Here is a 25,988-nt window from a genome sequence, read left to right as displayed (position 1 = left end):
ATTTGATATAGCAACTCCCGCCGGAATCAACGTTTCATCGATTCAAAAAACTCGGCGTTAGTCTTGAAATCCTTCAGCTTGCCCACCAGGAATTCCGAAGCGGCCGTTTCGTCCATCGGTTGCAGGATTTTGCGCAGGATCCAGGTTTTTTGCAACGTATCAGGATCGACCAGGTATTCTTCCCGACGCGTGCCGGAACGATTGATATTGATCGCGGGGTAAATACGTTTTTCCGCAATCTTGCGATCCAGATGCAGTTCCATGTTGCCGGTGCCTTTAAACTCCTCATAGATCACTTCGTCCATTCGGGAACCGGTATCAACCAGCGCCGTGGCGATAATCGTCAGGCTGCCGCCTTCCTCGATATTACGCGCCGCGCCGAAAAAGCGTTTCGGTTTTTCCAGTGCGTTGGCGTCCACACCACCGGTCAAGATCTTTCCCGAAGAAGGAACGACCGTATTGTAAGCTCTTGCCAGCCTAGTGATCGAGTCTAACAAAATAACTACATCGTGTTTATGCTCGACCAGACGGCGTGCTTTCTCAATCACCATCTCCGCGACCTGAACGTGGCGGGTTGCCGGTTCATCAAAAGTACTGGAGATGACTTCACCGCGCACGCAGCGCTCCATTTCCGTAACCTCTTCGGGACGTTCATCGATCAACAAAACAATCAGATAACATTCGGGATTCTTTTCGGCGATGGATTGTGCCAGACTTTGCAGGATCATCGTTTTACCGGCTTTCGGCGGCGATACGATCAAGCCGCGCTGGCCTTTGCCGATAGGCGCGATTAAATCGATGATGCGTCCGGTTAAATCTTCACTGGTGCCATTGCCTTTTTCCAGAACGAATCGCTGATTGGCAAAGAGAGGAGTCAGGTTAGAGAAGTGAATTTTATTTTTGGTATTTTCAGGAGGTTCGAAATTGATCTGTTCGACTTTGAGCATTGCAAAATAACGCTCATTGTCTTTAGGCGGCCTGATCTTGCCGCTGACCGTATCCCCTGTTTTTAAGGCAAATCGCCTGATTTGGCTGGGCGAGACATAAATATCGTCAGGTCCCGCTAAATAAGAACATCCCGGAGTACGTAAAAAACCAAAACCATCCTGTAGAATTTCCAGAACGCCATCGCCATAGATATCTTCACCGCCTTTCGCCTGTTTCTTAAGGATAGCAAAGATTAAGTCCTGTTTACGGGTTCTGGCGACACTTTCGAGTCCTAGCGACTCTGCTATTTCAATAACTTCACTGATTTGTTTTAGTTTTAACTCGGTTAGATTCATAAAAATGACTCGAAGAAAAGGGTATACGGTCTGGACCGTAACTTAAGCAAGATAGGATTTAGACTTTAGGGATGTAGTTTATCGGGCGATATGCTTTTGAGTGCGCCTGATGCGGCACTCGACAAGTATAACTTAAATACCCAAACCCGTCCAAGCTTTTTGTGACGGGCTGAGCAGGATTTATTTATATATTACTGTCAATAAAGGTGGCAAGCTGTGATTTTGTCAATGCCCCTACCTTTGTGGCTTCCACTTCGCCGTTCTTAAACAGCATCAAAGTTGGAATACCGCGTACGCCATAGTGTTGTGGTGTTTGTGGGTTTTCGTCGATGTTTAATTTAACAACGGTTAACTTGCCTTTGTATTCTGTGGCAATTTCATCCAGAACCGGTGCAATCATTTTGCAAGGTCCACACCATTCAGCCCAATAATCTACCAGCACAGGACCGTCCGCTTTAATAACAGTTTCGTTAAATTCACTATCATTTACATGAAGGACTAAGTCGCTCACACTATTTCTCCAAAATTTAAAAGCTAAGACTATAGGAGGGATAACGTTAATTTGTCAATCAATTTCAGCTGATAGGTTTTTTACGTTATGCTATTGTCTATGAACAAGACACATTTAACAAATACTCGCTTCAGCAACCTGGAATTGTCTGACATCATCCTGCAAGGCCTGCAAGAGGCCGGCTTCCACCATTGCACGCCGATACAGGACAAAGCCCTGCCTTTATTGCTTCGGGATAAGGATATCGCAGGCCAGGCGCAAACCGGAACCGGAAAAACCGCCACATTTCTGCTGGCCACTTTCCAACATTTGATCAATGATGTCAGTGATCCCGTCAAAAATCCCCGGGCCATCATTCTGGCACCGACACGCGAACTGGCCATTCAGATCCATAAAGATGCCCGGTCGCTGGGCGCGCATCTTAACCTTAAATTTGCTCTCATTTATGGTGGCACCGATTATCAGAAGCAGCTCGACAGCCTGAAATCGAATATCGATATAATTATCGGTACGCCCGGCCGTATCATTGATTTTTACCGGCAGAATGCCTTTACGCTGGACAACGTGCAAGTCACCGTAATGGACGAAGCCGACCGCATGTTCGATTTGGGTTTCATTAAAGACATACGCTATTTGTTGAGACGCATGCCAGCACCGGAAAAACGTCTGAACATGCTGTTTTCGGCGACTTTATCGTACAAAGTAACCGAACTGGCTTACGAACACATGAACAATCCGGTTCTGATACGCATAGAGACCGAGGAAGTCACGTCCAAGGCCATACAGCAAAGTGCGTTTTGCCCCTCTAACGAACAAAAGATTCCGTTGTTGCTGGGCATTTTGAACCAATATAAGCCGCAACGCAGCATTATTTTCGTCAATACCAAACGCTGCGCCGAGCAGCTGAACGATTACCTCAATGCTAATGGCTATGAAACCGCGGCGTTAAGCGGCGATGTGCCTCAGGATAAACGCCAGCGCCTGCTCAATGATTTTCAGGAAAACAGAATCCGGCTGTTGATCGCGACTGATGTCGCGGCCCGGGGCCTGCATATCGCCGATGTTTCGCACGTTTTCAATTACGATCTGCCGCAGGATGTCGAGGATTATGTGCATAGAATAGGACGAACCGCGCGCTTTGGCGCCAGCGGCGAGGCGATCAGCTTTATTTGCGAGGAATATGCGTATTCCATGCCCGATATCGAAACTTATATTGGGCAGAAAGTGCCGATCAAGCCGATTACCGCCGATTTGCTCGCGGACGATGTTGTCAAGCCCAAAAGAAAGAGCAGCGCACCGGCTCAGGAAAAACGTGCCCCGCAGAAAAGGCCGCGCCCGCGCAAGCCTAAAGCCCGGGCATCAGTTCCCGAAAATCCTCAATAGCGGGAAAACCGGTTATTTCCTTTTTGGGCAGCTGCGTATCGGGCCTGCTGACCGAAATCAGATGGGCTATGCCGAACAGCCTGGCGGCATTCAAAACCGCCAGGCTGTCATCGATCAGCAATGTATTGTGTTTTTCAAACGGTTTTTGCTGCTGCAACAGGCGCCAGAAATCAGCATGTTCCTTAGGAAACCCCAGCGTATGAGAGCTGACGATGTCGTCGAAAAACCGGTGCAGACAGGTTTTTTCCATTTTCAAGCCGAGACTGTCCTGATGCGCATTAGTCACCAATAAAACCTTGCGTGGAGACTGATGAATTTTTTCCAGAAACTCGACGACATGCGGCAATACCGAAATCAATCCCGCTATTTCAGCCTTCAATCCGGCGATATTGAGTTGCAGCGCCTCACTCCAGTAATCGAGGCAGTACCATTCCAACCGACCTTCCATGTTTTTGAAACGCGGCTCCAACAGCTGTTTGGCTTCCGCTAGCGCTATACCCTGTTTCTCGGCGAATTTCAGCGGCACGAATTCCTTCCAGAAATGATTATCGAAATTCAAATCCAGAAGCGTGCCGTCCATGTCCAGCAATACCGTATCAATTTTGTTCCAATCGATCATAAGAGTGCGTTATATTTACCGAAGATCATTTAATTTAAAACTCTAGAAATGGCTAAAAAACCCCTCATCCTTAATAAGACTGTCGTTGCGAAAAGTCGTTTATTCCGTATCGAATCACTGGATCTGCAATTCAGTAACGGCGTGCAGCGCAATTATGAGCGCCTGGCGCGGGGCAATCCCGGCGGTGCCGTGCTTATCGTGCCCATGCTCGATGTCGACACCGTGTTACTGATACGGGAATACCTTGCCGGTATCGATCGTTATGAACTGGGTCTGCCGAAAGGCAAAACCGATGCCGGCGAATCGTTTCTCGATGCCGCCAACCGGGAGCTTAAAGAGGAAGTCGGCTTCGGTGCCAGAAACCTGCATCATTTAAGCTCTTTTTCCATCGCGCCGTCATATCTGGAACACATGACCGAGATCATCATCGCGCAGGATCTGTACGCCGAAAAACTGCCCGGAGACGAACCCGAAGAGCTAGAAGTCATCCCGTGGAAATTAAGCGACATCAATGCCCTGCTGGCCACGGGCGAATGCACTGAAGCCCGCTCGATCGCCGCCTTGTTCATGACCCTGGAATATTTCAAGACGAGATAATCACAAGCGGTATAACGGTTCCAGACTGGAATCCGCCGTTTGCCCGATTCTTTCCCGTGCTTTGTGTTCACTGAACGCCTGAAACAGTTTTTTTCCTTGCCACTGTCCGACAGCCCTACCATACAGGGTTCGGTTCAACAGCAGGATCTCATCCCTTAAACGGGCCTCGCAAAAAGACGCGATGGCACCGAGATTCGTAGCATTGAATTTTTGCCGGCCCCATTCCAGCAGGGCATCCTTGGCGGCTATGGCGTCATTATCGCTACAGGCCTGTTTCAGTTTTTTGATACTGTCGTTTAAATTCGCCTCAGGCATAGTAGCTTGCGGTGCGGATTTATTGGCGGACCGTCTAAACAGAAAATAAACCAGCGTCATCAGCCAGCCCGCGCCCAAGAATACCGAAATCGCCAACCAGATATTGGTTTCCCGGGGCTGTATGAGCGGCGCCTGCTTGACCTTTTCTGGCTTTACCGCTATTTCAACCGGCGCTTTAGGCTGCGCGGGAGCGGCGGCTGCGGCGACGGCATGGATGGTGGTTTCCGGAATCGTGGCCACTTCCATCTGCTGGGTTTTGATATTAAACCAGGGTAATTCTATGGCCGGCAATGTATAACTGCCCGCCTTCGATGGAATCAAGGCTATTTTTTCTTCCCTGAAGGCAATCACGCCGTCGTTTTTCTTCTGCTCCTGCAGTGCCGGTTGGTCAGGGTAGCTTTTTAACTGCTCAGGCGTTTTGGCAGCATTTAATTCCGGCAACTGACTGACCATGGTGCCTTTTGCCAACACCGTCAGTGTCCGCGTCAACGGTTCCCCCACTTTCATGTGCTCGATATCGCCCGACCATTCCTGTTTTAAATGCAGCTGTTCGGCAGGCAGCCAGTGCTGTCCTGTAAAAGATGCCGCCGCCGGTTGTACGTCCAGTGTTATTGACCGGGATGCCACGCGCTGGGTTTTGGTCATCTGGGGATTGAAGAAACCGCCGAAACTGGGACGAGTCGAGGTCACGACCTGAGCCGTCAATTCCAAAGGCTTGATGGTCATGCGGCCGCTTTTTTGCGGGAAAATGGCGTACTTTCGTTCGGTGACCCAATAATTGACGCCATTGATCTGCGTGCTGTAATTGCTGTCGTCGCCAAGTTTTTCAATGACCGCATCGGCCAGTTCCGGCTCATTCAAACCGGCCTGGGAAATTTCGACCCTGCGATATAAGCGCATGGTATAGAGAACCTGGGATTGTACATAAGGACTTTCAGGCGTCGCCTCAACCTCTAGAAACAAATCCCCGTCGACCAACTGGTCCTTATCCGCCGCGCCTTCGGTTACCCGCACAGCCGCCTGCTTGCTCGCATCGTCGCCAAATTGTATGGATGGTATCGTCAGGCTGCCGGTGTGTTTGGCCATGACTTGCAACACCCACTGAACGGTTTTGCTGGATGTGCCGTTAATCCACGACAAATGGCTACTCTGGCTCTGGCCCAATACTTCAAAATCCTGTTCCAGCGGTGTGAAATCAGGATCGTCGTCGGGCGAGTCGGTCGCCGTGAACGTGATCTGAAAGGATTCATTAAGATTGACCGGACTGCGGTCTACCGCGACATTAATTTCAGCCGCCGATAGCCCCGAGGCATGCACCAACAAAAACAGAAGAAGCAGTGTCACTCGATAGGGTCCGACTAGTATTAATTTCAATAATCTCATGTTCATCTTCATAAATTTGAATGATGCGGCGTTACAATTGCTTCAGTTATGCTGTTTACCAGGCAGCTTCTGAGTTCGACCGTTTCTTACGGTCCGGCTGCCGCTCCTGTTGTCCGTATTGGTATAAAAACTTGCGTTTCAGCAGGCCTGCCGGATCGTCGGGAATTCTGTTAAGCCATTGTTCGCTGGCCTGCGTCGCTTCGTCCTTGGTTTCCACAGGCGACTCGTCGGGCTTTTGCGCGGCTTGTTGCTGCGCTTCTCCCTTGTCCTGTTGGCCGGGCTGCCGGCTTTTTTCGGCGTCCTGCTTTTCCTGCTCGGGCTTGTTTGGCGGTTGCTGATCTTTCGGCGGCGGCTTGTCGGACGGTTGCCGGTCGGATTCATCGTCCGGTTTTTGCTGATCACCGGACTGATCCGCTTGATCGCTGTCTTTTTGCTGCGAGTCATCCTTGGACTGCTGCTGTTTATCATCCTGGTTTTGCTGTTTTTGCTGATTCTGTTGCTGTTTTTGCTTTTCCAAAGCTTTTTTCACAATTTCCTTATTAGCCTTGGCGTCTTCAGCAAGCTTTTTATCAGGTGATCTTTTTAAGGCTTCATCATAAGCGGATAGAGCCTCTTCATATCGTCCGGATTTAGCCAACACATTGCCTTGATTATAAAAACCGGTCGCTGTTTTGGGCGTTTTCATCGTCCCGAATTCCTCTTGACCCGCTTTATACTGAGCCGCCGCCTTCCAATCCGGATTTTCAAACAGCTGCGCGGCTGTGCCATAGTCGCCCTGTCGAAATGCCTGCTGGGCCTGCTGGTCTTTGGTGCGCCACAAATCCGGCCAGTCCAGGGCATAGCTGTTTTTCGGCAGCGGCAACAGCAGCAACATGGCCCAGCACAACAGGCCTTTTCTGAACGTCAGCGCCGCCAGCGGCAAAACCAGCAACAGAATCCACGGCCCCTTATCCTGCCACTGATCCAGCAGACCGTCCTTTTTCTCGGCACCCTGCTCCTTTATGGGTTGATCCAGTGCGGCCAGCAAGGTATCGATATCGCTGTCGTCGGCGGTTATCGATTGATAGATGCCATGCCCTGCCTGCGCCAGTTTCGTCAATTCATCGACATTCAGTCTGGTGACTACGATATCACCCTGCTCGTCTTTTAAAAAGCCGCCGGCCGGCAACGCGATCGGCGCGCCTTCGGCAGTTCCGACGCCCAATATCGATAGCTGGTAGCTGCCCAGCGATTTTACCGCCGGCAGGGTTTCATCGACATCGACGCCGTCGGTCACAAGCAATAATTGCCCTTTCTGAAGACCGGCCTGTCTGAACAGTTCCTGTGCTTTTTCCAGAACCACGGCCGTATTGCTGCCCTGAGTGGGCATGATATTGGTGTTTAACGCCTCCAGCTGGCTGGCTATGGTTTCGGTATCGTCAGTCAGCGGCGTGACCGTAAAGGCATCGCCGGCATAGACCAGCAACGCGGTCTGACCGTCTTTCCGCTGTCTCAGAATATCGGCAATCTTATAGCGGGCGCGAATCAGGCGGCTCGGTTTGATATCGGCGGCATCCATGGAGCGGGAAAGATCCAGAGCGATGACCAGGGCCGAATCATTGCGGAAAACCGGCGCCGGCAGCCGTTCCCAGGCAGGTCCGGCCAGCGCGATGATCGCCAGGAAAGCGGCGACAGCACCGGCAGTCAATGGCCAGCGACTTTGCCTGACCGCCTTCTCCTGCAACAGATAAGGCAAAAGGGCCGCATCACAGACCGCCGACCAATTACCCTGCCTGAGTTTGCTCCTCAGCATTAAAACCAGCAGCACGCCATACGGTATCAGGGCCAGCAGCCAGTAGGGCCTGATGAAATGAAAATCGGCCAGATTCATAACAACCTCACTCGGGACGATGCAATCACGGCCGCCAGCAGCAGCGCGCCGGCCAGCGGCCAATAGTACAGTTCGCTCCGGGGCCTGAAGTATTGTTTGTCTTTTTCCACTGGCTCCAGCTGATCCAGCAATTGATAGATCCTGCTGAGCTCATCGGTATTTCTGGCCCGGAAATAAACGCCGCCGGTTTTTTCGGCAATGGCCGTCAAGGTTTCTTCATCCAGATCCTGGGACGGGTTGACTTTATGAGCACCGAAAAAAGTGCGTACAAGCATTTCATCGGCGCCAATGCCGATCGTGTAAATTTTCAACTGGTTTTCGGCGGCCAGTTCGGCCGCTTTCAATGGCGAGACTTCGCCGGCGGTATTGGCGCCGTCCGTCAACAGTATCAGCACCCGGCTGTTGAATTGTTGATTCTTGAGCCGTTTGACGGCCAGGCCGATTGCATCACCGATTGCGGTATTGTCGCCGGCCAGCCCGATGGCCGACTCATCCAGCAAGGTCATGACGGTTTTTCTGTCGAAAGTCAAAGGCGTTTGCAGATAGGCCTGCGTACCGAACAGGATCAATCCCAGCCGGTCTCCGGCGCGCCGATTGATAAAGTCGCCGGCCACCCATTTGGTCGCTGTCAGTCTATCCACGGTTTGCTTGTTGATAACAAAGTCCTGCACCTCCATGCTGCCCGATAAATCCACGGCCAGCATCAGATCCCGGCCGCTGACGGCCTGCTCGATCGGGTCACCCAGCCACTGCGGGCGGGTACAGGCGGCAACCAGCAAAATCCAGGCGATGCTGGCCATCAGAAACGGCCATTGCCTCGTTTGCGAAACGGCGCGGGTCTCGACTTCGGAAAAATCATCAAGAAAAGGCACTTTCAAGGCAGCCTGCTCGACCGGATTACAGGCCGGCAGCAGCCAGCGGATTAACAAAGGCAGGGGTAACAGGCTGAGCAGCCAGGGCCATTCAAAATGAATCATTTTTCGCTTGGGCTTTGAGCCAGTCTTCGCACAGACTGATTAAATGTGAAATTTCCGCATCGGCCAGTTGCGTTTTTCGATACGGTGCATCGCTCAAACAGCAGCCGATGCCTTCGCTGAAAGGCGAGCCTTTGACCGAGCCGTCCAGATAGGCCAGCCATGCCCGGCCTGTCAAACCGGCGGCTTGGGTCCTGGGCGTTACACTGATCGCTACGCGCCGGATCAATACGGAAAGCTCGACCACTTTGCTATGGTTATCGAGCGTTGGATCCTGTTTGATTTGCGCCAGCATTTTTTTAGCGGTTTTGACGGCGGTCTTGCGGGTCAGACGCTTGTATAGCCAGACCAGCAAGAATATCAGCAAGGGCAGCGATACGGCGACCAGCCACCAGCCAGTAGCCGGCGGCCACCAGCCGATCGCTTCCGGCATGTGTATATCTCTCAAAGGAAGTTGAGCCGGTTCCATTATCTATGTCCCAATAAATATCTCAAACGTTGTACCGGGTCCTCGTCGGTACCGCATTGCATGAAAGCCAGACCCCGGCTTTGCGCCAGCTGGCCCAGGCGCTGCTGGCGCTGGGCAAAGCGTTGCTGGTATTGCACAGCGGCGCTGGAATCGGCATCGACAACCACATCGCGTTCCTCATCGGTAAACCGGTACCGGCCCTTTACAGGCAGCGCGCTTTCCAACGGATCGTAAACCATGATCAGGACGACGTCGCAGTGCTGCGATAATTTTAGCAGGTGCTTTTCGGCTTTTTCATTGAGGCCGCGAAAGTCGCTGATGATGTAAACACGACTGCCGGGGCGGGCATGCTGCGCCAAGCGCGCCAGCACGTGCTCCAGCGTCAGGGTATCGGCCGTTCGGTCGGCCGGCTGCACCAAGGCGTTGAGAAACCGCAATACCGCATGCTTGCCGTTCTGCGGTTTTAGCTCGCGGCAGGCCGTATCGGAAAAGATCTGGCCGCCGATCCGGTCTCCGTGATGCTGCGCCGTCCAGGCCAGCAAACCGGCCAGCTTGGCCGCCAGGACCGACTTGAAGACGCCGCGCGTCGCGAAATGCATGGCGGCCCGGTTATCGACGGAGATGAATATCGGCCGCTCGCGCTCCTCGCGGAACAGTTTGGTATGGGGTTTGCCGGTGCGGGCCGTCACGCGCCAGTCGATGCTGCGGATATCATCGCCGGGCTGATAAAGCCGCGCCTCGTCAAATTCCATGCCCCGGCCCTTAAAGCGCGAGACATAGCCGCCGCTTTGTGTCGAGCGTATCAAGGCATGCTGCAAGTTCAGACTGGCCGCTGGCCTGGCAAGATCAACCAAGGTTTTGAGCGACACTGAAACCAGTTCGCTGTCTGACTGTCTGGCATCGCCCGCCTGTTTACTGAAAAACATCAAGGTACGGCAACTCTGGCAATGAGCTCTCTGATGAAATGATCGGTCGTGATGCCTTCGGCCTCCGCTTCGTAAGACAATATCAGCCGGTGGCGCAGGACATCGTACGCCATGTCCTGAATGTCCTCGGGACTGACAAAATCGCGTTGCGCCAGCCAGGCCTTGGCCCTGGAACAACGGTCCAAGGCAATGCTGGCTCTGGGGCTCGCACCGTATTGCAGCCAGCCGGCCAGGTCTTTACCGTAAACGCCGGGGTTGCGCGTCGCCAGCACGAGCTGCAGCAGATAGTCTTCAAGGCTATCGGCCATGTAGAGATCCAGCACTTCATTGCGGGCCTCGAACAAAGTCTTTTGATCGATTGGCTCAAATTTGGCATTGTTTTTTACCGACTCCAGTCTGGCCTCGTTCCGGGCCAGGTGCAGAATGCTTTTTTCATGCTCCGCTTGCGGGTAATCGATTTTCACATGCAGTAAAAAACGGTCCAGTTGCGCTTCAGGCAATGGGTACGTGCCTTCCTGTTCGATAGGGTTTTGCGTCGCCATGACCATGAACAGCTGCGGCAGCGGGTAGGTGGCCTGACCGACCGTAATCTGGCGCTCGGCCATGGCTTCCAGCAGCGCGGCCTGCACTTTGGCCGGTGAACGGTTGATTTCATCGGCCAGGATCAGGTTATGAAACAGAGGCCCTTTTTGAAACTCGAAGCTGCCCTGTTGGGGGCGATAAATTTCAGTACCGGTTAAATCAGCCGGCAACAGATCCGGCGTGAACTGTACGCGGTGAAAGTCCCCCTGAATGCCTTTGCTCAAGATATTGATCGCTCTTGTCTTAGCCAGGCCCGGAGCGCCTTCAACCAGAATATGGCCATCGGCCAATAAGCCGATCAGCATTCGTTCAACAAGCACATTCTGACCGATAATTTCTTGATTAATATAGGTTTTTAACCTCATTAACGATGATTGACTGGTACTTATATTGCTGTTTTGTTCTGACATAGTCCAATTGTAGGTTTTAAATCCATAGCTTGGGGGCCTAAAGCCGCACCAACAAAAATTAATAACCGGAGCCGAGGTTATCCCTTGTAAACAATCTTATCGTAATAAAGTTCCATATTTTATACGGATATTCCAGCTGACGACATAGAGTAACTTCTGTATGTATCCGTGAGTAACCTGTGGATTACTGGGGACATACTCGCAGCCGGTAAGTTATCCACAAGCTGTGCACAGAATGTGGATAACCTTAACCGCAAATTATAGATTGTTTTAAGTTGATGATATTAGAAAATAAATTTTACTTATCCACAGATTTTGTCAAGCTAGTAATAACAATAGGTTTTTAAATATCTTATTTTGTTATGATTAAAGCCGGAAAAATAAACGGTCATCGTCATGGAATTGTATAAAACCAAACCTGATTCATCCGACACCTTGCCCACCGGCATCCCTTATATCGTCGGCAATGAAGCGGCCGAGCGCTTCAGTTATTACGGGATGCGCGCCATACTGGTGATTTTTATGACACAGTATCTGGTGGACTCAACGGGTCGGCCCGATGTCATGTCTGAAAATGAAGCCCAGGGCTATTTTCATTTATTTGTCTCGGCCGTGTATTTCATGCCGTTATTCGGCGCCTTACTGGCTGACGGCCTGCTGGGCAAATACCGCACGATTATTTTTTTATCGCTGATTTACTGCCTGGGGCATTTTGCATTGGCGGTTGACGATACCCGCATCGGTTTGCTGATCGGACAGGGGCTGATCGCAATCGGCGCGGGCGGCATAAAGCCGTGTGTTTCCGCGCATGTCGGCGATCAGTTTGGCATGGCTAACCGGCATTTAATCGGCCAAGTCTTCAGCTGGTTTTATTTTTCCATCAATCTCGGCGCTTTTGCCGCGATGCTGACTATTCCCTGGCTGCTGCATCATTACGGTTCTTCGGCAGCCTTTGCCGTTCCCGGTTTTTTAATGCTGCTGGCCACCTTCACCTTTTGGACGGGGCGGTATCGCTATGTACATATACCGCCAGCCGGCACGGTCTTTATCAAGGACATGTTCGGCGCTGTCGGTTTGACAACTTTAAAAAAGCTGGCCTCCATTTATGCTTTTATTGCCATATTCTGGGCTTTATTTGAACAAATCGGCTCATCCTGGATATTGCAGGCGCAAAAAATGGACCGTATGATCCTGGGGTTCGAACTGCTGCCATCACAGATTCAGGCGGCCAACCCGTTGCTGATCATGCTGCTGACGCCACTGTTTTCCTATCGGATTTATCCGTTTTTAAACCGGTTTATTGAACTGACGGCATTAAGGAAAATGACCATCGGCTTGTTCCTGACCACGCTGGCTTTCACCCTTGCCGGTTTCATTCAAACCGATATCGATAACGGCTTGACGCCGTCGATTATCTGGCAGTTGCCGGCTTATTTGTTGCTGACATCAGCCGAAGTCATGGTTTCAGTGACCTGTCTTGAATTTTCCTATACGCAGGCGCCGAAAACCATGAAATCGTTTATCATGGCGTTTTATTTCCTGTCGGTGGCGGTCGGCAATCTGTTTACCAGCACCGTCAATTTTCTTATTCAAAATGCCGACGGCTCCAGCAAACTGGCCGGTGCCGATTATTTCTGGTTTTTTACCGGCTTAATGTTGATTACCGCCGTGCTGTTTTGGCTTTCGAACCGTTACTATACCGAGCAGTCCTATTGGCAGGATGAGCAAAATCCCTGATGTTGCCTATAATTTTTTAATTTGACTTTCACGTAACATCACTGGGGAGTACGATGCGATTCATACTGGTTTTTTTGGGAATTCTTTTTTCCGCCCATGCGGCTGCCGGCGTTTATAAATGTACGGGGAGCGACGGCAAAACAGCTTATCAATCGACCCCATGCCTGGCCGGGCAGAGCAATGTCGAATTGAATGTTAAAACCGGCAGCGCTACCGATCTGGATGAACAACGAAAACAACAGGAAGAACAGCGTAAAAAACTTGATCAAGACAAACTTGAACGGGAGAAACTTAAGCAGCAACAGGCCCAATTACACAAGGCGGCCGCCGATGAAAGCGCCAAAAATCAATTGCTTATCAAAAATAATCCGGAAAAGTTTTCCGCTTATGCAATTCCTCCTTATCTGCCCGGCCAATTGCCGGATGTGGCCCAAAATTACCAGGACCGCTTGCCGGATATCGAGCGCTTGAGAAGACAGGCGGCGGAACAGGCTCTGGCCACCGGGCAATGCGGCCGCGTTGAAGCATCGGAACTGAATGCAAAAAGCAGCCGGGATGCGCTGGTCTTTTTAATCAATTGCAGCAGCGGTAAAAGTGTTTATTTAACAGAACAGGAATTAACTCAGTAACTATTCTATGAATTCTCCAAAAACCATATTAATTACGGGCTGCTCCAGCGGCATTGGATATGTCACGGCTGTCGAATTAAAAAAACGCGGCCATAATGTTATCGCTTCGGCAAGAAAGCCTGAAAGTGTCGCCCGGTTGAGCCGGGAAGGTTTCACTGCCGTCCAGCTGGATCTGGCAGACAGCGACAGTATCCGCCAGGCGGTCAGGCAAGTCATAGCCTTAACGGACGGAAGAATAGATGCGCTGTTCAATAACGGGGCTTTTGGACAGCCTGGCGCGGTGGAGGATTTAAGCCGCGATGCCTTGCGCAGTCAATTTGAAACCAACCTGTTCGGCACTCATGAGCTGACTAACCTGCTTATTCCCGTGATGCGCCAGCAGGGCCATGGGCGCATTATCTATAACAGCTCGATATTGGGGCTGGTCGCCATGACTTATCGTGGGGCTTACAATGCCAGCAAATTCGCGCTGGAAGGTTTGGCCGACACATTACGACTCGAGCTGCACGGCAGCAATATCCATATCTCGCTGATAGAGCCAGGTCCGATCCTGAGCGATTTCAGAAAAAACGCGTTTGAACTGTATAAGAAAAATATAGATCCGACGCATAGTTTCCATAAGGAAACGTATAAAGCCATGGAGGCACGCCTGCAGAAAGAAGGCCCGGCCGCGCCATTCACGCTGCCCGCCGAAGCCGTCTCTGAAAAAGTCATTCATGCCTTGGAAGCCAAGCGGCCTAAGCTGCGTTATTACGTGACAACCCCGACCTATGCCTTTGCTTTTCTTAAGCGCATATTGCCCATTTCCTGGATGGACGGGCTGCTGCGAAAGGTATGACGCGTGCATGACCTGAAAGAAGTCGATGTTGTCTGCCCCTATTGCGGCGAACTTATTGATATTCTTGTGGATACTTCTTCCGGCCCGCAGGAATATTATGAAGATTGTTCGGTTTGCTGTGCCCCGATCTTATTTATATTAGCCGTCGACGAGGCCGGAGAAATTTACCTTACTATTAAAAGGGATAATGAATAATATTCATTATCATTCAGTTTTAATTTTTTTCTGTGCTAGAATGCCGCGCTCTGCGTAGCCATTAATTAATTTGAATTCTTGCTTTCCCGCATAAACTCTCATTTTAATCGTTATGTCTGAACCCCATAAATAAATATCTGAGGTTTATAGCCCAATGAAAGCATTAAAAAAAATAGCAGTCTCTTTATTTGTAACCATTTCCCTGGCTTCGGCTTCCACAGCTTTTGCTAAAAATCCAACAGGCGAAGAAGTAAAAGTTGCTATCGATGATACTGTCGCTAAAGTGGAAGAATCCATTGCCGCCATTGAAAATGGTGCCGATAACGAAGCCGTTATGTCTTTGATTAATGACGCGCGCCAAATGCAAAAAAATATCTCTAATAATGAGCTTGATTTAAAACGCAATAAAGCCAGTTCAAAATTGAAAGCGGCACGTATTGAAGCTCGTAATAATGATATGAAAGCCTCAGAACAGCAGTTAAAAGAAGCTTTAGCCGGTTTTCAAGAGATAAAAGAAATATACGCTAAAACTCATTAATACCTGAATAATGTCGGATTTGATTGTTCTTATGATCGAATCCGACTCTTTTGAAATCCCGCCACCGGCTTTAATTTAAGTCGCTAAAATCCGCCTATTCTGCTTTTTCAATCCTCTTGGTCATTGAAAATGCTCAAAATGTGTTAGAATTACCGCCGGTAGATAACTCTTGACCATGAAAATAGATAGTTATACTGCCAATATAACTTGAAATAACTACAACTTGTGGGATTAGTGCAAAATGAAAATCTTAAAAAAAGTCTTACTGTCTTTATTGATCGCAACATCAATGGGAGCTGTTTCATCTTCTGCGTTTGCTGAAGATCCAGGCAGAATCGTATACGCGCCAGCTGATGCGATCGATATGACTGTAGGCAAAATCAAGGCAGCGATAGACGCTATCAATAGCGGAGCAGAAGGCGCTGCTGTTGCTGATTTGATTAAAGAAGCGTCAGATACAAGTAAAGAAATCAATGCTAATGACAAAGTAGACGTAGCACGCTCAAGAGCGAACGGCAAACTGAAAAGTGCACGCTCACATGCTAAAAAGAACTCTTTACAAGAAGCAGAACAAGAATTGCAAGATGCTTCAAAAGCTTTCAGTGATCTGAAAGGATTATTGTAAGAACGCCAAGCTATATCAGGACAGCTTCCAGTTGCCTGATATAGCTGCTACTCTCCTTCCTTGGCTACCTCCTGAAGCATTTTTCAATAACCCCTGATTTTATTTTCAATCCGGAAAGTAAAATCCCAGTCCTATCAATTATCCATTAATCGCAGTTGCAGCGATTTAAGCTGACATTGTTTGCTACTTGATTAACCAAAGTGAATTTGGGGAACAGCAGGAATTTAAGATTTAAGAATTTAAATTGTCGGATGAGACAAGTTTTCAACGCTCTTTGACACACCGTCTCTGGCTTTCAATTTTTGCCAGTTGTAGTTTTCCGGTATCAGCCTGGCCTGGTTATAAGGCGGCTTGGTACGCTCATCGGCCATTTTAGAAACATCAAATCAGTCAGTTGCTCGACATGATCACCATAGCTCATGCCATCATCACGTAGCACGTCGCAGTAATTCCAGAGTTTTTGTACGATGTTGGCGGGACTCATTAATGTTCTATCCTGGTTTTATAAGCTTGTTGAGGATGATTATGTTGTATTGGATAGCGAGCTTCTAACAAACCCGCTTTAAGCATAGGCTTGATATAGTGGTTTCTGACGCTATCTGGTGCCCGATTTAATAATTCGGCTAATGTTCGGAGCGATAAAAATTCATCAGCACACAATTGTATAATGACAGATTTCACCTGCTCCGGGGCCGTGCGCTGCTTATTTCTTATTGGCTCTGCAAGACTTAACAAATGTGCATAATGTTCGGAGTTGCTGCCATTATGTTCGAAGCTAGTCTCCTTATGTTCGGACTTCCTTTGATAATGCTCGGAGTTAATGTCCATTTCAGAGAACAAATCCGGCACTATTTTGCCTTGTAAAGAATAACGCGTTCCCCGCCCATTTCCTGATTGCTTGAGGCATCCTTGCTGTACTAAATTTTTTAAATGATCACCAATTTCGCGAGGATGTTCAGGGCGATGAAGCTTGATATCGGCATTACCTATTTTTCCAAAGCGATGCGCCAAAACCAGGATAAATCGGTCAAGCTCGGACAAATAACTGTAAGCATCACCGACAATATCTTTAATCTCCTGATCGATTTCTTCAGGTATCAGACTGATGACCGGCAGGGTCATCTGGGTCATATCTAAATCCAGCTTCTCACTGACCAAAGGCTTCAGCCACGATTGTTCGCGCCATGCGCGCAGGATTTTCGGCATGCCCGATCCCGATTTCTCGCCCAAGCCCAATAACTGAAACATTTTCAGCATGGCCGGATTACGCGGATCACTAAGACCACCTTCATAGAGTTGATCCAGCGAAATCCGCAAACGGCCGGGATTTAAAAACTCTATTCGGTCGCGCCGTTTGACTATTTTAATCGGGCGTGTGGAACGATGATCGGCATGTACCAGACAGTTGATCAGTGCTTCGCGCAACGCTTCATGAACATGCGTTTCACCTTGCCTGATGCCCTGGGTGTCCAGCTTGAACGGCACATCCAGATCGTCGGTTAAACGCCGATAAACCCGCGCATAGAAATTAAAAATGTTGCTTTCCCAGCGGCCATCCAGGGTCAGGCGATAAGTCCAGCGCACTTCAGGATCATCGGACAGATGCTCCTGGTAATCCAGCTGATAATGCGGAAAAGCCTCAAGAATGCTTTGTTCCTTGCCGAACATAAACAGACCGGCCAGAGTCAGCCCTTCTTGCCCCGTCTTGCGGTTGCGTCGCCAACCATTCAGTTTCTCCAACAAGCCTTGATTGTCCAGCGCCAAGAATGGATGATCCGGCTCTCTGGACACGAACCGATTGCGATAAGCCTTGAGGGTGTCGGAATCCAGATCCTCTATCGTAAAGTTTTCAATAATACCGTAATCCTGCGGCTCGTCACTGGCATCACGCAACATTTGCCGCACTTCTGTTTCGGTGCAGCGGTAATCGCCTTCATAGTTGCGTTTGTAGGTACCTATTAATGGATTGCCATTGATATAGACCGGGCGCTGCATGCGAGAAGCTTGAGGTACGCGTATCAATAACAGCGATTTGCCCTGTACTGTTAAGATTTTTATATCGTCTTCATGACACAGTGGCGTGCTGAGTTTTCTGGCGTCATTATGGCCGTCCCAAAAGGCTTTACGTTGCGCTTCCGGATTTTTAATGCCCAATATCCAGCTTGCCTTTTTTCTCCTGCACGCCTAAAACCAGATAACCGCCCTCGCTATTGGCGAATGAAGAGAGGGTTTCCCATAGGGATTTCGGCAGCCCGCCGTCGGCCGACTTGAATTCGATTTCCTGGTCTTCTCCGAGATCGAGCTGATTCAACAGTTCCGCTTCGGTCATGCGCTCTGCCCTTGCTTTATTTTTTCCAGTAATACGCCAGCGGGTTCATCATCAGGGTCTTGCGGAACCAGTCTGCCACTAAAGGCTTTTTTCAGGATTGACTGGCGCATGCGCTCGGCGCGCTTCAGGTTGGTATTGATTTGCTGCTCGATCTCGTCGGCGATCGAGAGGCGACGTTCTATTTCTGAAATGATTTGAAGTTGCTCGGCTAGAGGGGGTATAGATAAAGTAAGTGTTGAGAAAGATTCTCTCATGAAATGTTTAATCGTACTACCTGTAAACCAATATTCGAGTTTTCCAGTCTTTGCTAAATATTCTAAAGAAAAAACCAGTGATTTAGGATTATAACCACTGAAGAAATGGACTCTGTGTAAAGCCTTTTGGTATTTCATTTCCGGATCTGGACTCTTCCAAACAGCCGTCCTTCCTGGCTCTCCACCTTCACAAACTAGAACATCACCCTGTCTAAGCTCATGGTCTGATTTAAATTTTTGCCTATCAAGCATTTTACTAACTGAATATCACCTATTTGATCAACAGTTGCCCATAAGGTGGTGCCCGCCTTGCCGTCGATATAAAGCAGATAGTCGGCGACGCCGTATCCTGGTTTTAAGGGAAATCCCGAATGGCGACACCGCGACTGGCATGAATGTTGACTTTAGATAACCCAGCCGGCGGCTGTTAATAGCTGATCAATGATTTTCCTTGCCTCGGGTTCTAATGCCATGAAACTATCCGTTTTATAGAATTTGTATAACAAGCTTTCTGCATTTTCCCCAAAGTACGCTGCTTCATGCGGAGAAATAGCAAAAAATTGATTCTTATACATAAGAACCTCATTGCAGGGCTCTTGCATAAGAAATCCTGGCAGGGCAAGCGCATATAAATTGATTTAAAAATCAGCGATACTAAAACTATTTTTCAATAGAACCATGTCATTAAGTTTACAGGAAACTTTTTCATCGCTCGCATGATTGTATGGCGCGTGTGATGGCAAGACTATTGATCAACTTGCTAAAAAGGAACCTTACTAAAATGAGTATGAAGAAAAGCGTTTTGAAGCTGCTTTTAAGCGATTCGTATAGAGAAAAAATTATCTTCTCAGCCTGAAAATTATATGCGCTTGCCTTGTTAAAATTACCAGTTATTGTAATTTAATGAGTTATGAAATGACCTGAAATGACGTGATACAACAATCACTTTCCGATACAGAAACTGGAAAATATTTTCCCCAACAAATCATCGGATGTAAATTTTCCGGTAATTTCCCCCAGACTGTTCTGAGCCTGCCTTAAATCTTCCGCGACCAGTTCGCCGGCCTGGCTGCCCTGCAATTGATGCAACGCACTCAGGACAAAGTCATAGCCTTTTCCTAGAGCTTCAATATGGCGTCTTCGGGCTATAAACACATTATCGGTCTGTTCCTGGTAGCCCATGCACTGTTTCAGATGCTGTCTGAGCAGTTCCATGCCGGCACCTGTTTTAACGGACAGGTGAATTTCACAACCTGCCGTTGTCTGCCTTATCTCAGGTTCCCTGGCGGTTAAATCTATTTTGTTATAAATCCGGGTGAGGCTGACATTTTCCGGCAAATAGGGCAGCAGTTGCTGTTCATCTTCGCTGTCTCGGCTGTCCAGCAGCAACAGAATTCTGTCAGCCTGCTTGATTTCTTCCTGTGCCCGGCGTATGCCTTCTTTTTCCACGGCATTGTCGCTTTCTCTCAAACCGGCCGTATCGATCACATGCAAAGGCATGCCATCAAGCTGAATCCGCTCTCTTAGCACATCCCGGGTCGTGCCGGCGATATCGGTGACGATGGCCGCGTCATGTCCGGCCAGGGCATTGAGCAGGCTGGATTTGCCGGCATTGGGTTTGCCCGCCAGCACGACGGTCATGCCATCGCGTAACAGGCGGCCTTGCCGGGCCGTAGCCTGGATCTGTTCGATGCGCTCCAATAAACGGATGATGCGGTTTTCCACGACCCCATCGCTTAGAAAGTCGATTTCTTCATCGACAAAATCGATGGCGGCTTCGACATAGGTGCGCAGTTCCGTCAGCTCGGCGACCAGCGCATTGATCTGCTCCGAAAAAACGCCCTGCATGGATTTTTGCGCGGAGCGCACGGATTGCTCGGTGCTGCTTTCTATTAAATCGGCGACGGCCTCGGCCTGTGCCAGATCAAGTTTGTTATTCAGGAAGGCGCGCTCGGTAAATTCACCGGGATTGGCTAATCGAATGCCCAGCGACAGAACCCGCCGCAGCAGCATATCCAATACCACGGAACCACCGTGCCCTTGAAGTTCAAGGACATCTTCACCGGTGTAGGAAGCAGGGGCGGGAAAATAAATCGCGATGCCGGAATCGATCGCCGAACCGTTTTCATCGAGAAAAGCCGAAAACAGCGCCAATCTAGGCTGTAGGGGTTTGGTGATCAGCTGTTTGGCTATGGCCGTAACATCAGGGCCTGAAATGCGGATAATACCGACACCGCCATTCCCTGGCGGTGTTGCAATTGCTGCAATGGTATCGAAAGAGTCGAAGTTCACTAATACAAATTATGCTTCTTCATTGATCTGGCGGGTAATATACGATTGCTGAATGATAGACAATGTATTGTTAACAACCCAATATAAAACCAGACCGGCCGGAAAGAACAGGAAGAAAATAGTGAACACGATAGGGAACATTTTCATGATCTTGGCCTGAATCGGGTCAATCGGCGCCGGATTCAGACTTTGCTGGATTTTCATGGTGATACCCATCAGCACAGGCAAGACATAAAAAGGATCCATGGCCGACAAATCCTGTATCCACAACATGAAAGGCGCCTGGCGGAGTTCCACCGTTTCAACCAGTACCCAGTACAGGGAAATAAACACCGGGATCTGGATCAAAATAGGCAGACAGCCGCCTAAGGGGTTGACCTTTTCGCGTTTGTACATGTCCATCATTTCTTTATTGAAACGAGGCCTGTCATCGGCAAAGCGTTCCTGCATTTCTTTAAGACGCGGCTGAATTTTGCGCATCTTTGCCATTGACCGGAAACTGGCTTGCGACAGTTTGAAGAACAGCAGCTTAATGCATAAGGTCACGCCGATAATGGACCAGCCCCAGTTGCCCACCACGTCATATATCTGGTTCAGCAGCCAGTAAATAGGCTTGCCGATAAAAGTCAGCCAGCCGTAATCAACCGTCAGTTCCAAGCCTTTGGCGATGTCTTCCATCATCGGCTGAATTTTAGGACCGGCAAATAATTGCGAGGTAAACCGGACATCGGCATTGCTGGCGACAGTCATAGGCTCTGAATAAGCGCCAATCACATAGCGCCAGTCTTTCAGCTCCTTCGTGTAAAAATGGTTTTCCTGATCGGCCGGCGGAATCCATACAGCCGCGAAATAATGCTGAATCATGCCTGTCCAGCCGCCTGTAGTCTTGACGCTCAGATTCTCCTCGGCCATATCATCGAAGTCCACTTTCTGATATTTTTCTTCCTCGGTATAAAAGACGCCGCCTGTATAGGTTCTGATAAAAGTATTGCCTTTCTCATCCTGATAAGGCACGCGCATCAGCTGGCTGTATTGTCTGCCGGTCCAGGGTTGGGCGGAATTGTTCTGTACTTTCTGTTCCAGGCCGATTTGATAACTGCCGCGTTTAAATGTAAACATTTTAGTTACCGCCAGACCACTGCTGTCGGTCCAGGTCAATGGCACCGTCAACGTGTCCTGGCCAGGTTCCAGTACGTAACTGTCTTTTTCGCTATTGAAAACGGTATGGTGAGTAGCCGCGACTGTTGAACCGCTATCGGCAATCAAGCCGCTTTGCGCCAAAAATAATTTGTCCGGGTTGCTGTCGAATAACCGCGTTGGCGCAAGATTTTTTTCCGAAACCGACAGGCCAAGCATGTCGCGCAGGCGGTTGACGATGGTATTTTCTTTTTCCACCGGATATTCCAACAGATCCAGATTACGCAGCGTGCCGCCCAAGGTATCTATTTCCAAGTCCAGGACATCGGTTTTTACTTTGATGATTTTAGCCGAAGGCACGGCGACGGACGGTACCGCCGAGGATTCCTGTTTCGCGGTTTCCGTCGGCGCAACGCCGCCGGTAGCGGTTGGCAGATCTTCTTTCGTGTTCGTAGTATTGGGATCTGTTACTGCAACGGGCGGTTTGGGGCCGTAGTCCACCTGCCACGCCTGCCACAGCATAAAAACGAGCATTGCAAAAGTAACGATTAATACAAATCTAATATTATCCATTCTTATTATTACCAAATTTTTCTGGAACAGGATCAATGCCACCTTCATGAAAAGGGTGGCATTTTGATAATCTTCTGAGCGTGAGATAGGTGCCGGTTACGGCGCCATGGAGCTGAAGCGCTTCCAAGGCATAAGCGGAACAACTGGGATAGAAGCGACAATTATTGCCAAGTAAGGGGCTAATAAAGTACTTGTAAAACTTTATGAATGTTATGAGTATGAATCGCATCGGGTTACCAATTTAAGCCAATGCCTTTCCAAAGACTTTCTTAGCAAGTCCGGCGGAGCATCTGCTGCATCCCTGCGAGCCAAGACAACAATGTCTATATTTCCTATGCTTTGTTGCTTTAATCGATAGCTTTCCCGGACAATACGTTTAATTACATTCCGTTGTATTGCCTTTTTTATATTTTTTTTGGCAATTGCTAAGCCTAGCCTCGGATGATCAAGATCATTCCTGATGGCTAACAGCGTGAAATACTGATCGCTTGATTTTACAGGCTTAGCAAAAACCTTTTTATATTCAGCCGGTTTCTTTAACCGTAACTGTGGGGGAAAACCGAAAACTTTCTCAGCCACATACCGGTTAGTTAAACCGTTAATTTGGCGCGACCTTTTGCTCTGCGAGCGTTGATCACTCTTCGTCCGCCGACTGTCGCCATTCTGGCGCGGAAACCGTGAGTTCTGGCGCGTTTGATTTTACTGGGTTGGTATGTTCTTTTCATTGATTCAGGACCTGATCAGATTAGGGTTAACAAAAACGGATAAAAAAGACGTTGGATGATAAAATAAAGAACATAGCCCTGTCAATTCTGTAGTGCATTGTTTTATTGCTGTATAGTGGCAGCCAAGCAAAATTCCTTCACTAATTAAAAATCAATATCTTATATACTTCAATGAGCTCAATTTGGAATAACTGCCTTTCTAAACTTGAAAATGAAATCTCCAGTTCGGATTTCAGTACATGGATACGGCCGCTTCAGGCCATAGAAAGCGACGGACAAATCAAACTGCTGGCGCCAAATCGCTTTGTACTGGACTGGGTCAAGCAACATCATTTTGCCAAAATTGAAGAAACCATTCATGAATTTTCCAATGGTGAATTAGGTCTGATTCTTGAGATCGGCTCTAAAAAATCCACCGTATCCACCGCCGCAACGATCGCCAAACCGGCCGAAACCAAAAAAGCCAGCCCCAACTTTCTTAATAAGGCTTTTACTTTCGACAATTTTGTCGAAGGCAAATCCAATCAGTTGGCCAAGGCCGCATCGATCCAGGTTTCCGAAAACATCGGCAAGGCTTATAACCCGTTGCTGATTTACGGCAGTTCAGGATTGGGCAAGACCCATATGATGCATGCGATAGGCAATGCCGTTCTGCAAAAAAATCCGTCGGCCACGATTGTTTACCTGCATTCGGAAAAATTCGTCCAGGATATGGTCAAAGCGTTGCAGCAAAACTCCATCAATACCTTTAAGGAATATTATCGCGGCGTGGACGTGCTGCTGATCGACGACATTCAATTCTTCGCTGGCAAGGAACGCTCGCAGGAAGAGTTTTTCCATACCTTCAATACCTTGCTGGAAAAAAAACATCAGGTGGTTTTAACCTGCGATAAATACCCGAAGGAAATCATCGGACTTGAAGACCGCTTGAAATCGCGATTCGGTTGGGGGCTTCCTGTTTCCATCGAACCGCCGGACATGGAAACCCGGGCCGCGATCTTGATGAAAAAAGCGCATCTGGCGAATGTGGATTTGCCTCAGGAAGTCGCGTTTTTTATCGCGAAAAGAATTCCGTCCAATGTCCGCGACCTGGAAGGCGCGTTAAGGCGCGTGATTGCCAATGCGCAATTCACGGGGCGCGAAATCACGACCGAGTTTACCAAGGAAGCGCTGCATGATCTGATCTCCCTGCAGGACAAACTGGTCAACATAGACAACATTCAAAAGACCGTGGCCGAGTATTTCAAAATCCGCGTGGCCGATCTGTCCTCCAAAAACAGACGGCAATCCATTACCCGGCCGCGGCAAATGGCCATGTCGCTGGCCAGGGAACTGACTTCGCACAGTTTTCCGGAAATCGGCGAGGCTTTCGGCGGCCGTGATCACACGACGGTCATGAATGCCTGCAAGCGCATCAGTGAACTCAAGGAAGCCGATAGTAAGGTGGCCGAAGACTATTCCAATCTGTTGAGAACTTTATCGCATTAATCGTGCACAAGCTGTGGATAAACCGGTGCCTTACTAACAGCCCGTTTTTAACTACAGCCGGAACACAAGCAGTTACAACTTTAAACACATTATTTATAACAGGCTAGCTGATTGATTATTAAGGTATAATTAGAGTTATCAACAGTTTCATGCAAGCTAGTAATAACAGAAAAATATTCTTTTATGAACTTTATTATTAATAGAGAAGAGCTTTTAACGCCCCTACAGCAAATAGTCAGCGTCATAGAAAAAAGGCAGACCATGCCGATTCTCTCCAATGTGCTGATGGTAATCGAAGACAATCGGCTGATTTTGACCGGTACGGATCTGGAGATTCAGATCGTGGCCAAAATCGACATCGGCACCGCGACATCCGGATCGATCACGGTTCCGGCGAGAAAATTCCTGGATATCTGCCGGTTATTGCCCAGCGGTGCCGAAATCAAATTTGAACAGGAAGATGATGTCGCCAGGGATGGTGCGAAAGTCAAAATCCTGTCCAACCGCAGCCGCTTTTCCTTAAGCTGCCTGCCGGCGGACAATTATCCGGAATTTGCCGAATCGGAATTCGAGCATCAATTCTTTATCAATGCCGGCAAATTTAAAAGGGCGCTGGAGAAAACCATATTCTGTATGGCCAATCAGGATGTCCGTTATTATCTGAACGGCCTGTTGCTGCATATTTCCAACAGCAAATTGAAGCTGGTGGCCTCGGACGGACATCGCTTGTCGATTTATGAAGACCAGTTGGATCAGGCGACCGGCTATGAAGCGCGAATCATCCTGCCCAGGAAAGGCGTTCTGGAACTGAGCCGTTTACTCGATGATCCGGACGCCGAGTTGAGAGTCGAGTTTTCCGGCAACAACATCCGGATCTTTATCAAGAATCTGGTGTTTTCGGCCAAACTGGTCGATTCAAAGTATCCCGATTTCAGCAAGGTGTTCCAGCAGGCGTTTTTCAATCAGATCCATATTCAAAAACAGCAACTGAAGGAAGCTTTAACCCGCGTTGCGATCCTGTCCAACGAAAAATTCAAGGGCGTCACGCTGGACATTTCGTCCGGCAGTTTAAGAATCAGCACGCACAATCCCGAGCATGACGAAGCCGAGGAAGAGCTTTTTATCGAATACGCCGGCGAGCCTTTATCGATCGCCTTCAATGCGCAGTATTTGCTGGATGCCGTCTCCAACCTGGATTCGGAGTTGGCGGTATTGACTATTGCCAGTAATGCCAGCACTTGCTTCATCGATGAACCCAATGATTCTTCCTACAAATTTATTGTCATGCCGATGAGGCTGTAATATT

28 protein-coding genes are annotated in these 25,988 nt (G+C 48.9%); 10 read left to right on the top strand and 18 right to left on the bottom strand.

Going from position 1 to position 25,988, the window contains the following annotated elements; genetic code table 11:
• Positions 1–26: 26 nt before the first annotated feature.
• Both rho and trxA read right to left on the bottom strand, forming a co-directional pair.
• Positions 27–1,283, bottom strand: coding sequence for a transcription termination factor Rho (rho, locus tag METMA_RS0109215; protein ID WP_020158797.1), 1,257 nt, complete (start codon positions 1,281–1,283; stop codon positions 27–29).
• Between the two features lie 184 nt (positions 1,284–1,467).
• Complete coding sequence (gene trxA / locus METMA_RS0109210; protein ID WP_027147182.1) at positions 1,468–1,794, bottom strand: thioredoxin TrxA; 327 nt, start codon at positions 1,792–1,794, stop codon at positions 1,468–1,470.
• Between the two features lie 99 nt (positions 1,795–1,893).
• Between trxA and rhlB the strand changes: the two genes are divergently transcribed.
• Complete coding sequence (gene rhlB / locus METMA_RS0109205; RefSeq protein ID WP_020158795.1) at positions 1,894–3,177, top strand: ATP-dependent RNA helicase RhlB; 1,284 nt, start codon at positions 1,894–1,896, stop codon at positions 3,175–3,177.
• Here rhlB and yrfG read toward each other — a convergent pair.
• Positions 3,140–3,796 carry a GMP/IMP nucleotidase gene (gene yrfG, locus METMA_RS0109200; RefSeq protein WP_020158794.1) on the bottom strand — a complete coding sequence of 219 codons (657 nt, stop codon included), beginning with the start codon at positions 3,794–3,796 and terminating at the stop codon, positions 3,140–3,142. The genes rhlB and yrfG overlap by 38 nt on opposite strands.
• A gap of 48 nt (positions 3,797–3,844) precedes the next feature.
• Between yrfG and nudE the strand changes: the two genes are divergently transcribed.
• Complete coding sequence (nudE, locus tag METMA_RS0109195; protein WP_020158793.1) at positions 3,845–4,393, top strand: ADP compounds hydrolase NudE; 549 nt, start codon at positions 3,845–3,847, stop codon at positions 4,391–4,393.
• On the opposite strand, the gene METMA_RS0109190 is transcribed toward nudE, so the two are convergent.
• The 6 genes from METMA_RS0109190 to METMA_RS0109165 form a co-directional block, all read right to left on the bottom strand.
• Positions 4,394–6,052 (bottom strand): BatD family protein, encoded by a 1,659-nt coding sequence (locus tag METMA_RS0109190; RefSeq protein WP_020158792.1) that lies wholly within the window; start codon positions 6,050–6,052, stop codon positions 4,394–4,396. It lies immediately after the preceding gene.
• A 94-nt stretch (positions 6,053–6,146) separates the two neighbouring features.
• On the bottom strand, positions 6,147–7,961 hold the full coding sequence (locus METMA_RS24345; protein WP_020158791.1) for a vWA domain-containing protein: 1,815 nt from the start codon (positions 7,959–7,961) through the stop codon (positions 6,147–6,149).
• Positions 7,958–8,938: a vWA domain-containing protein gene (locus METMA_RS0109180; RefSeq protein WP_020158790.1), complete on the bottom strand. Its 981-nt coding sequence runs from the start codon at positions 8,936–8,938 to the stop codon at positions 7,958–7,960. Before METMA_RS0109180 ends, METMA_RS24345 begins: the two co-directional genes overlap by 4 nt.
• Complete coding sequence (locus METMA_RS0109175) at positions 8,925–9,404, bottom strand: DUF4381 domain-containing protein (RefSeq protein WP_027147180.1); 480 nt, start codon at positions 9,402–9,404, stop codon at positions 8,925–8,927. The genes METMA_RS0109180 and METMA_RS0109175 overlap by 14 nt, the downstream gene beginning before the upstream one ends.
• Positions 9,404–10,330, bottom strand: coding sequence for a DUF58 domain-containing protein (locus METMA_RS0109170; RefSeq protein ID WP_020158788.1), 927 nt, complete (start codon positions 10,328–10,330; stop codon positions 9,404–9,406). Before METMA_RS0109170 ends, METMA_RS0109175 begins: the two co-directional genes overlap by 1 nt.
• Positions 10,330–11,322: an AAA family ATPase gene (locus tag METMA_RS0109165; RefSeq protein ID WP_027147179.1), complete on the bottom strand. Its 993-nt coding sequence runs from the start codon at positions 11,320–11,322 to the stop codon at positions 10,330–10,332. The genes METMA_RS0109170 and METMA_RS0109165 overlap by 1 nt, the downstream gene beginning before the upstream one ends.
• Before the next feature lie 396 nt (positions 11,323–11,718).
• Here METMA_RS0109165 and METMA_RS0109160 point away from each other — a divergent pair, with 396 nt between their 5' ends.
• The 6 genes from METMA_RS0109160 (at position 11,719) to METMA_RS0109135 (ending at position 15,884) form a co-directional block, all read left to right on the top strand.
• The gene (locus METMA_RS0109160) at positions 11,719–13,059 is read left to right on the top strand and encodes a POT family MFS transporter (RefSeq protein ID WP_020158786.1); all 1,341 of its coding nucleotides are present in this window, start codon (positions 11,719–11,721) and stop codon (positions 13,057–13,059) included.
• Positions 13,060–13,112: 53 nt separating this feature from the next.
• A complete protein-coding gene (locus METMA_RS0109155) occupies positions 13,113–13,688 on the top strand; it encodes a DUF4124 domain-containing protein (RefSeq protein ID WP_020158785.1) in 576 nt (191 codons plus the stop codon).
• 7 nt (positions 13,689–13,695) lie between these two features.
• Positions 13,696–14,526, top strand: a complete 831-nt coding sequence (locus tag METMA_RS0109150) for an SDR family oxidoreductase (RefSeq protein ID WP_020158784.1) — start codon at positions 13,696–13,698, stop codon at positions 14,524–14,526.
• A 3-nt stretch (positions 14,527–14,529) separates the two neighbouring features.
• Positions 14,530–14,721 (top strand): CPXCG motif-containing cysteine-rich protein, encoded by a 192-nt coding sequence (locus METMA_RS0109145; RefSeq protein ID WP_020158783.1) that lies wholly within the window; start codon positions 14,530–14,532, stop codon positions 14,719–14,721.
• Positions 14,722–14,875: 154 nt separating this feature from the next.
• Positions 14,876–15,259, top strand: coding sequence for a hypothetical protein (locus tag METMA_RS0109140; protein WP_020158782.1), 384 nt, complete (start codon positions 14,876–14,878; stop codon positions 15,257–15,259).
• Positions 15,260–15,500: 241 nt separating this feature from the next.
• A complete protein-coding gene (locus tag METMA_RS0109135) occupies positions 15,501–15,884 on the top strand; it encodes a hypothetical protein (protein ID WP_020158781.1) in 384 nt (127 codons plus the stop codon).
• A 483-nt stretch (positions 15,885–16,367) separates the two neighbouring features.
• Here METMA_RS0109135 and METMA_RS24340 read toward each other — a convergent pair whose 3' ends face one another.
• The 9 genes from METMA_RS24340 to rpmH form a co-directional block, all read right to left on the bottom strand.
• Entirely contained in the window at positions 16,368–17,780 is a 1,413-nt protein-coding gene (locus METMA_RS24340; RefSeq protein ID WP_198014488.1) for an ATP-binding protein, read from the bottom strand.
• A 247-nt stretch (positions 17,781–18,027) separates the two neighbouring features.
• On the bottom strand, positions 18,028–18,213 hold the full coding sequence (locus METMA_RS27475) for an AlbA family DNA-binding domain-containing protein (protein WP_020158778.1): 186 nt from the start codon (positions 18,211–18,213) through the stop codon (positions 18,028–18,030).
• A complete protein-coding gene (locus METMA_RS24335) occupies positions 18,210–18,719 on the bottom strand; it encodes a restriction endonuclease subunit S (protein ID WP_020158777.1) in 510 nt (169 codons plus the stop codon). The genes METMA_RS27475 and METMA_RS24335 overlap by 4 nt, the downstream gene beginning before the upstream one ends.
• Before the next feature lie 152 nt (positions 18,720–18,871).
• Positions 18,872–19,042 (bottom strand): hypothetical protein, encoded by a 171-nt coding sequence (locus METMA_RS0109115; RefSeq protein WP_156830476.1) that lies wholly within the window; start codon positions 19,040–19,042, stop codon positions 18,872–18,874.
• A gap of 367 nt (positions 19,043–19,409) precedes the next feature.
• Entirely contained in the window at positions 19,410–20,759 is a 1,350-nt protein-coding gene (mnmE, locus tag METMA_RS0109105; RefSeq protein ID WP_027147178.1) for a tRNA uridine-5-carboxymethylaminomethyl(34) synthesis GTPase MnmE, read from the bottom strand.
• Between the two features lie 9 nt (positions 20,760–20,768).
• Positions 20,769–22,469 (bottom strand): membrane protein insertase YidC, encoded by a 1,701-nt coding sequence (gene yidC, locus METMA_RS0109100; RefSeq protein WP_027147177.1) that lies wholly within the window; start codon positions 22,467–22,469, stop codon positions 20,769–20,771.
• Positions 22,462–22,698: a membrane protein insertion efficiency factor YidD gene (gene yidD, locus METMA_RS26380; RefSeq protein ID WP_084254106.1), complete on the bottom strand. Its 237-nt coding sequence runs from the start codon at positions 22,696–22,698 to the stop codon at positions 22,462–22,464. Before yidD ends, yidC begins: the two co-directional genes overlap by 8 nt.
• On the bottom strand, positions 22,680–23,048 hold the full coding sequence (gene rnpA, locus METMA_RS26375; RefSeq protein WP_020158772.1) for a ribonuclease P protein component: 369 nt from the start codon (positions 23,046–23,048) through the stop codon (positions 22,680–22,682). Before rnpA ends, yidD begins: the two co-directional genes overlap by 19 nt.
• A gap of 11 nt (positions 23,049–23,059) precedes the next feature.
• Positions 23,060–23,194 carry a 50S ribosomal protein L34 gene (gene rpmH / locus METMA_RS26370; RefSeq protein ID WP_081917941.1) on the bottom strand — a complete coding sequence of 45 codons (135 nt, stop codon included), beginning with the start codon at positions 23,192–23,194 and terminating at the stop codon, positions 23,060–23,062.
• A 171-nt stretch (positions 23,195–23,365) separates the two neighbouring features.
• Between rpmH and dnaA the strand changes: the two genes are divergently transcribed.
• Both dnaA and dnaN read left to right on the top strand, forming a co-directional pair.
• The gene (dnaA, locus tag METMA_RS0109090; protein WP_020158771.1) at positions 23,366–24,682 is read left to right on the top strand and encodes a chromosomal replication initiator protein DnaA; all 1,317 of its coding nucleotides are present in this window, start codon (positions 23,366–23,368) and stop codon (positions 24,680–24,682) included.
• A 183-nt stretch (positions 24,683–24,865) separates the two neighbouring features.
• Positions 24,866–25,984, top strand: a complete 1,119-nt coding sequence (dnaN, locus tag METMA_RS0109085) for a DNA polymerase III subunit beta (RefSeq protein WP_027147176.1) — start codon at positions 24,866–24,868, stop codon at positions 25,982–25,984.
• Positions 25,985–25,988: the final 4 nt, after the last annotated feature.

This window comes from Methylobacter marinus A45 (genome assembly GCF_000383855.1).
GTDB classification, from domain to species: domain Bacteria; phylum Pseudomonadota; class Gammaproteobacteria; order Methylococcales; family Methylomonadaceae; genus Methylobacter; species Methylobacter marinus.
This window is presented reverse-complemented; position numbering and strand designations above follow the sequence as displayed.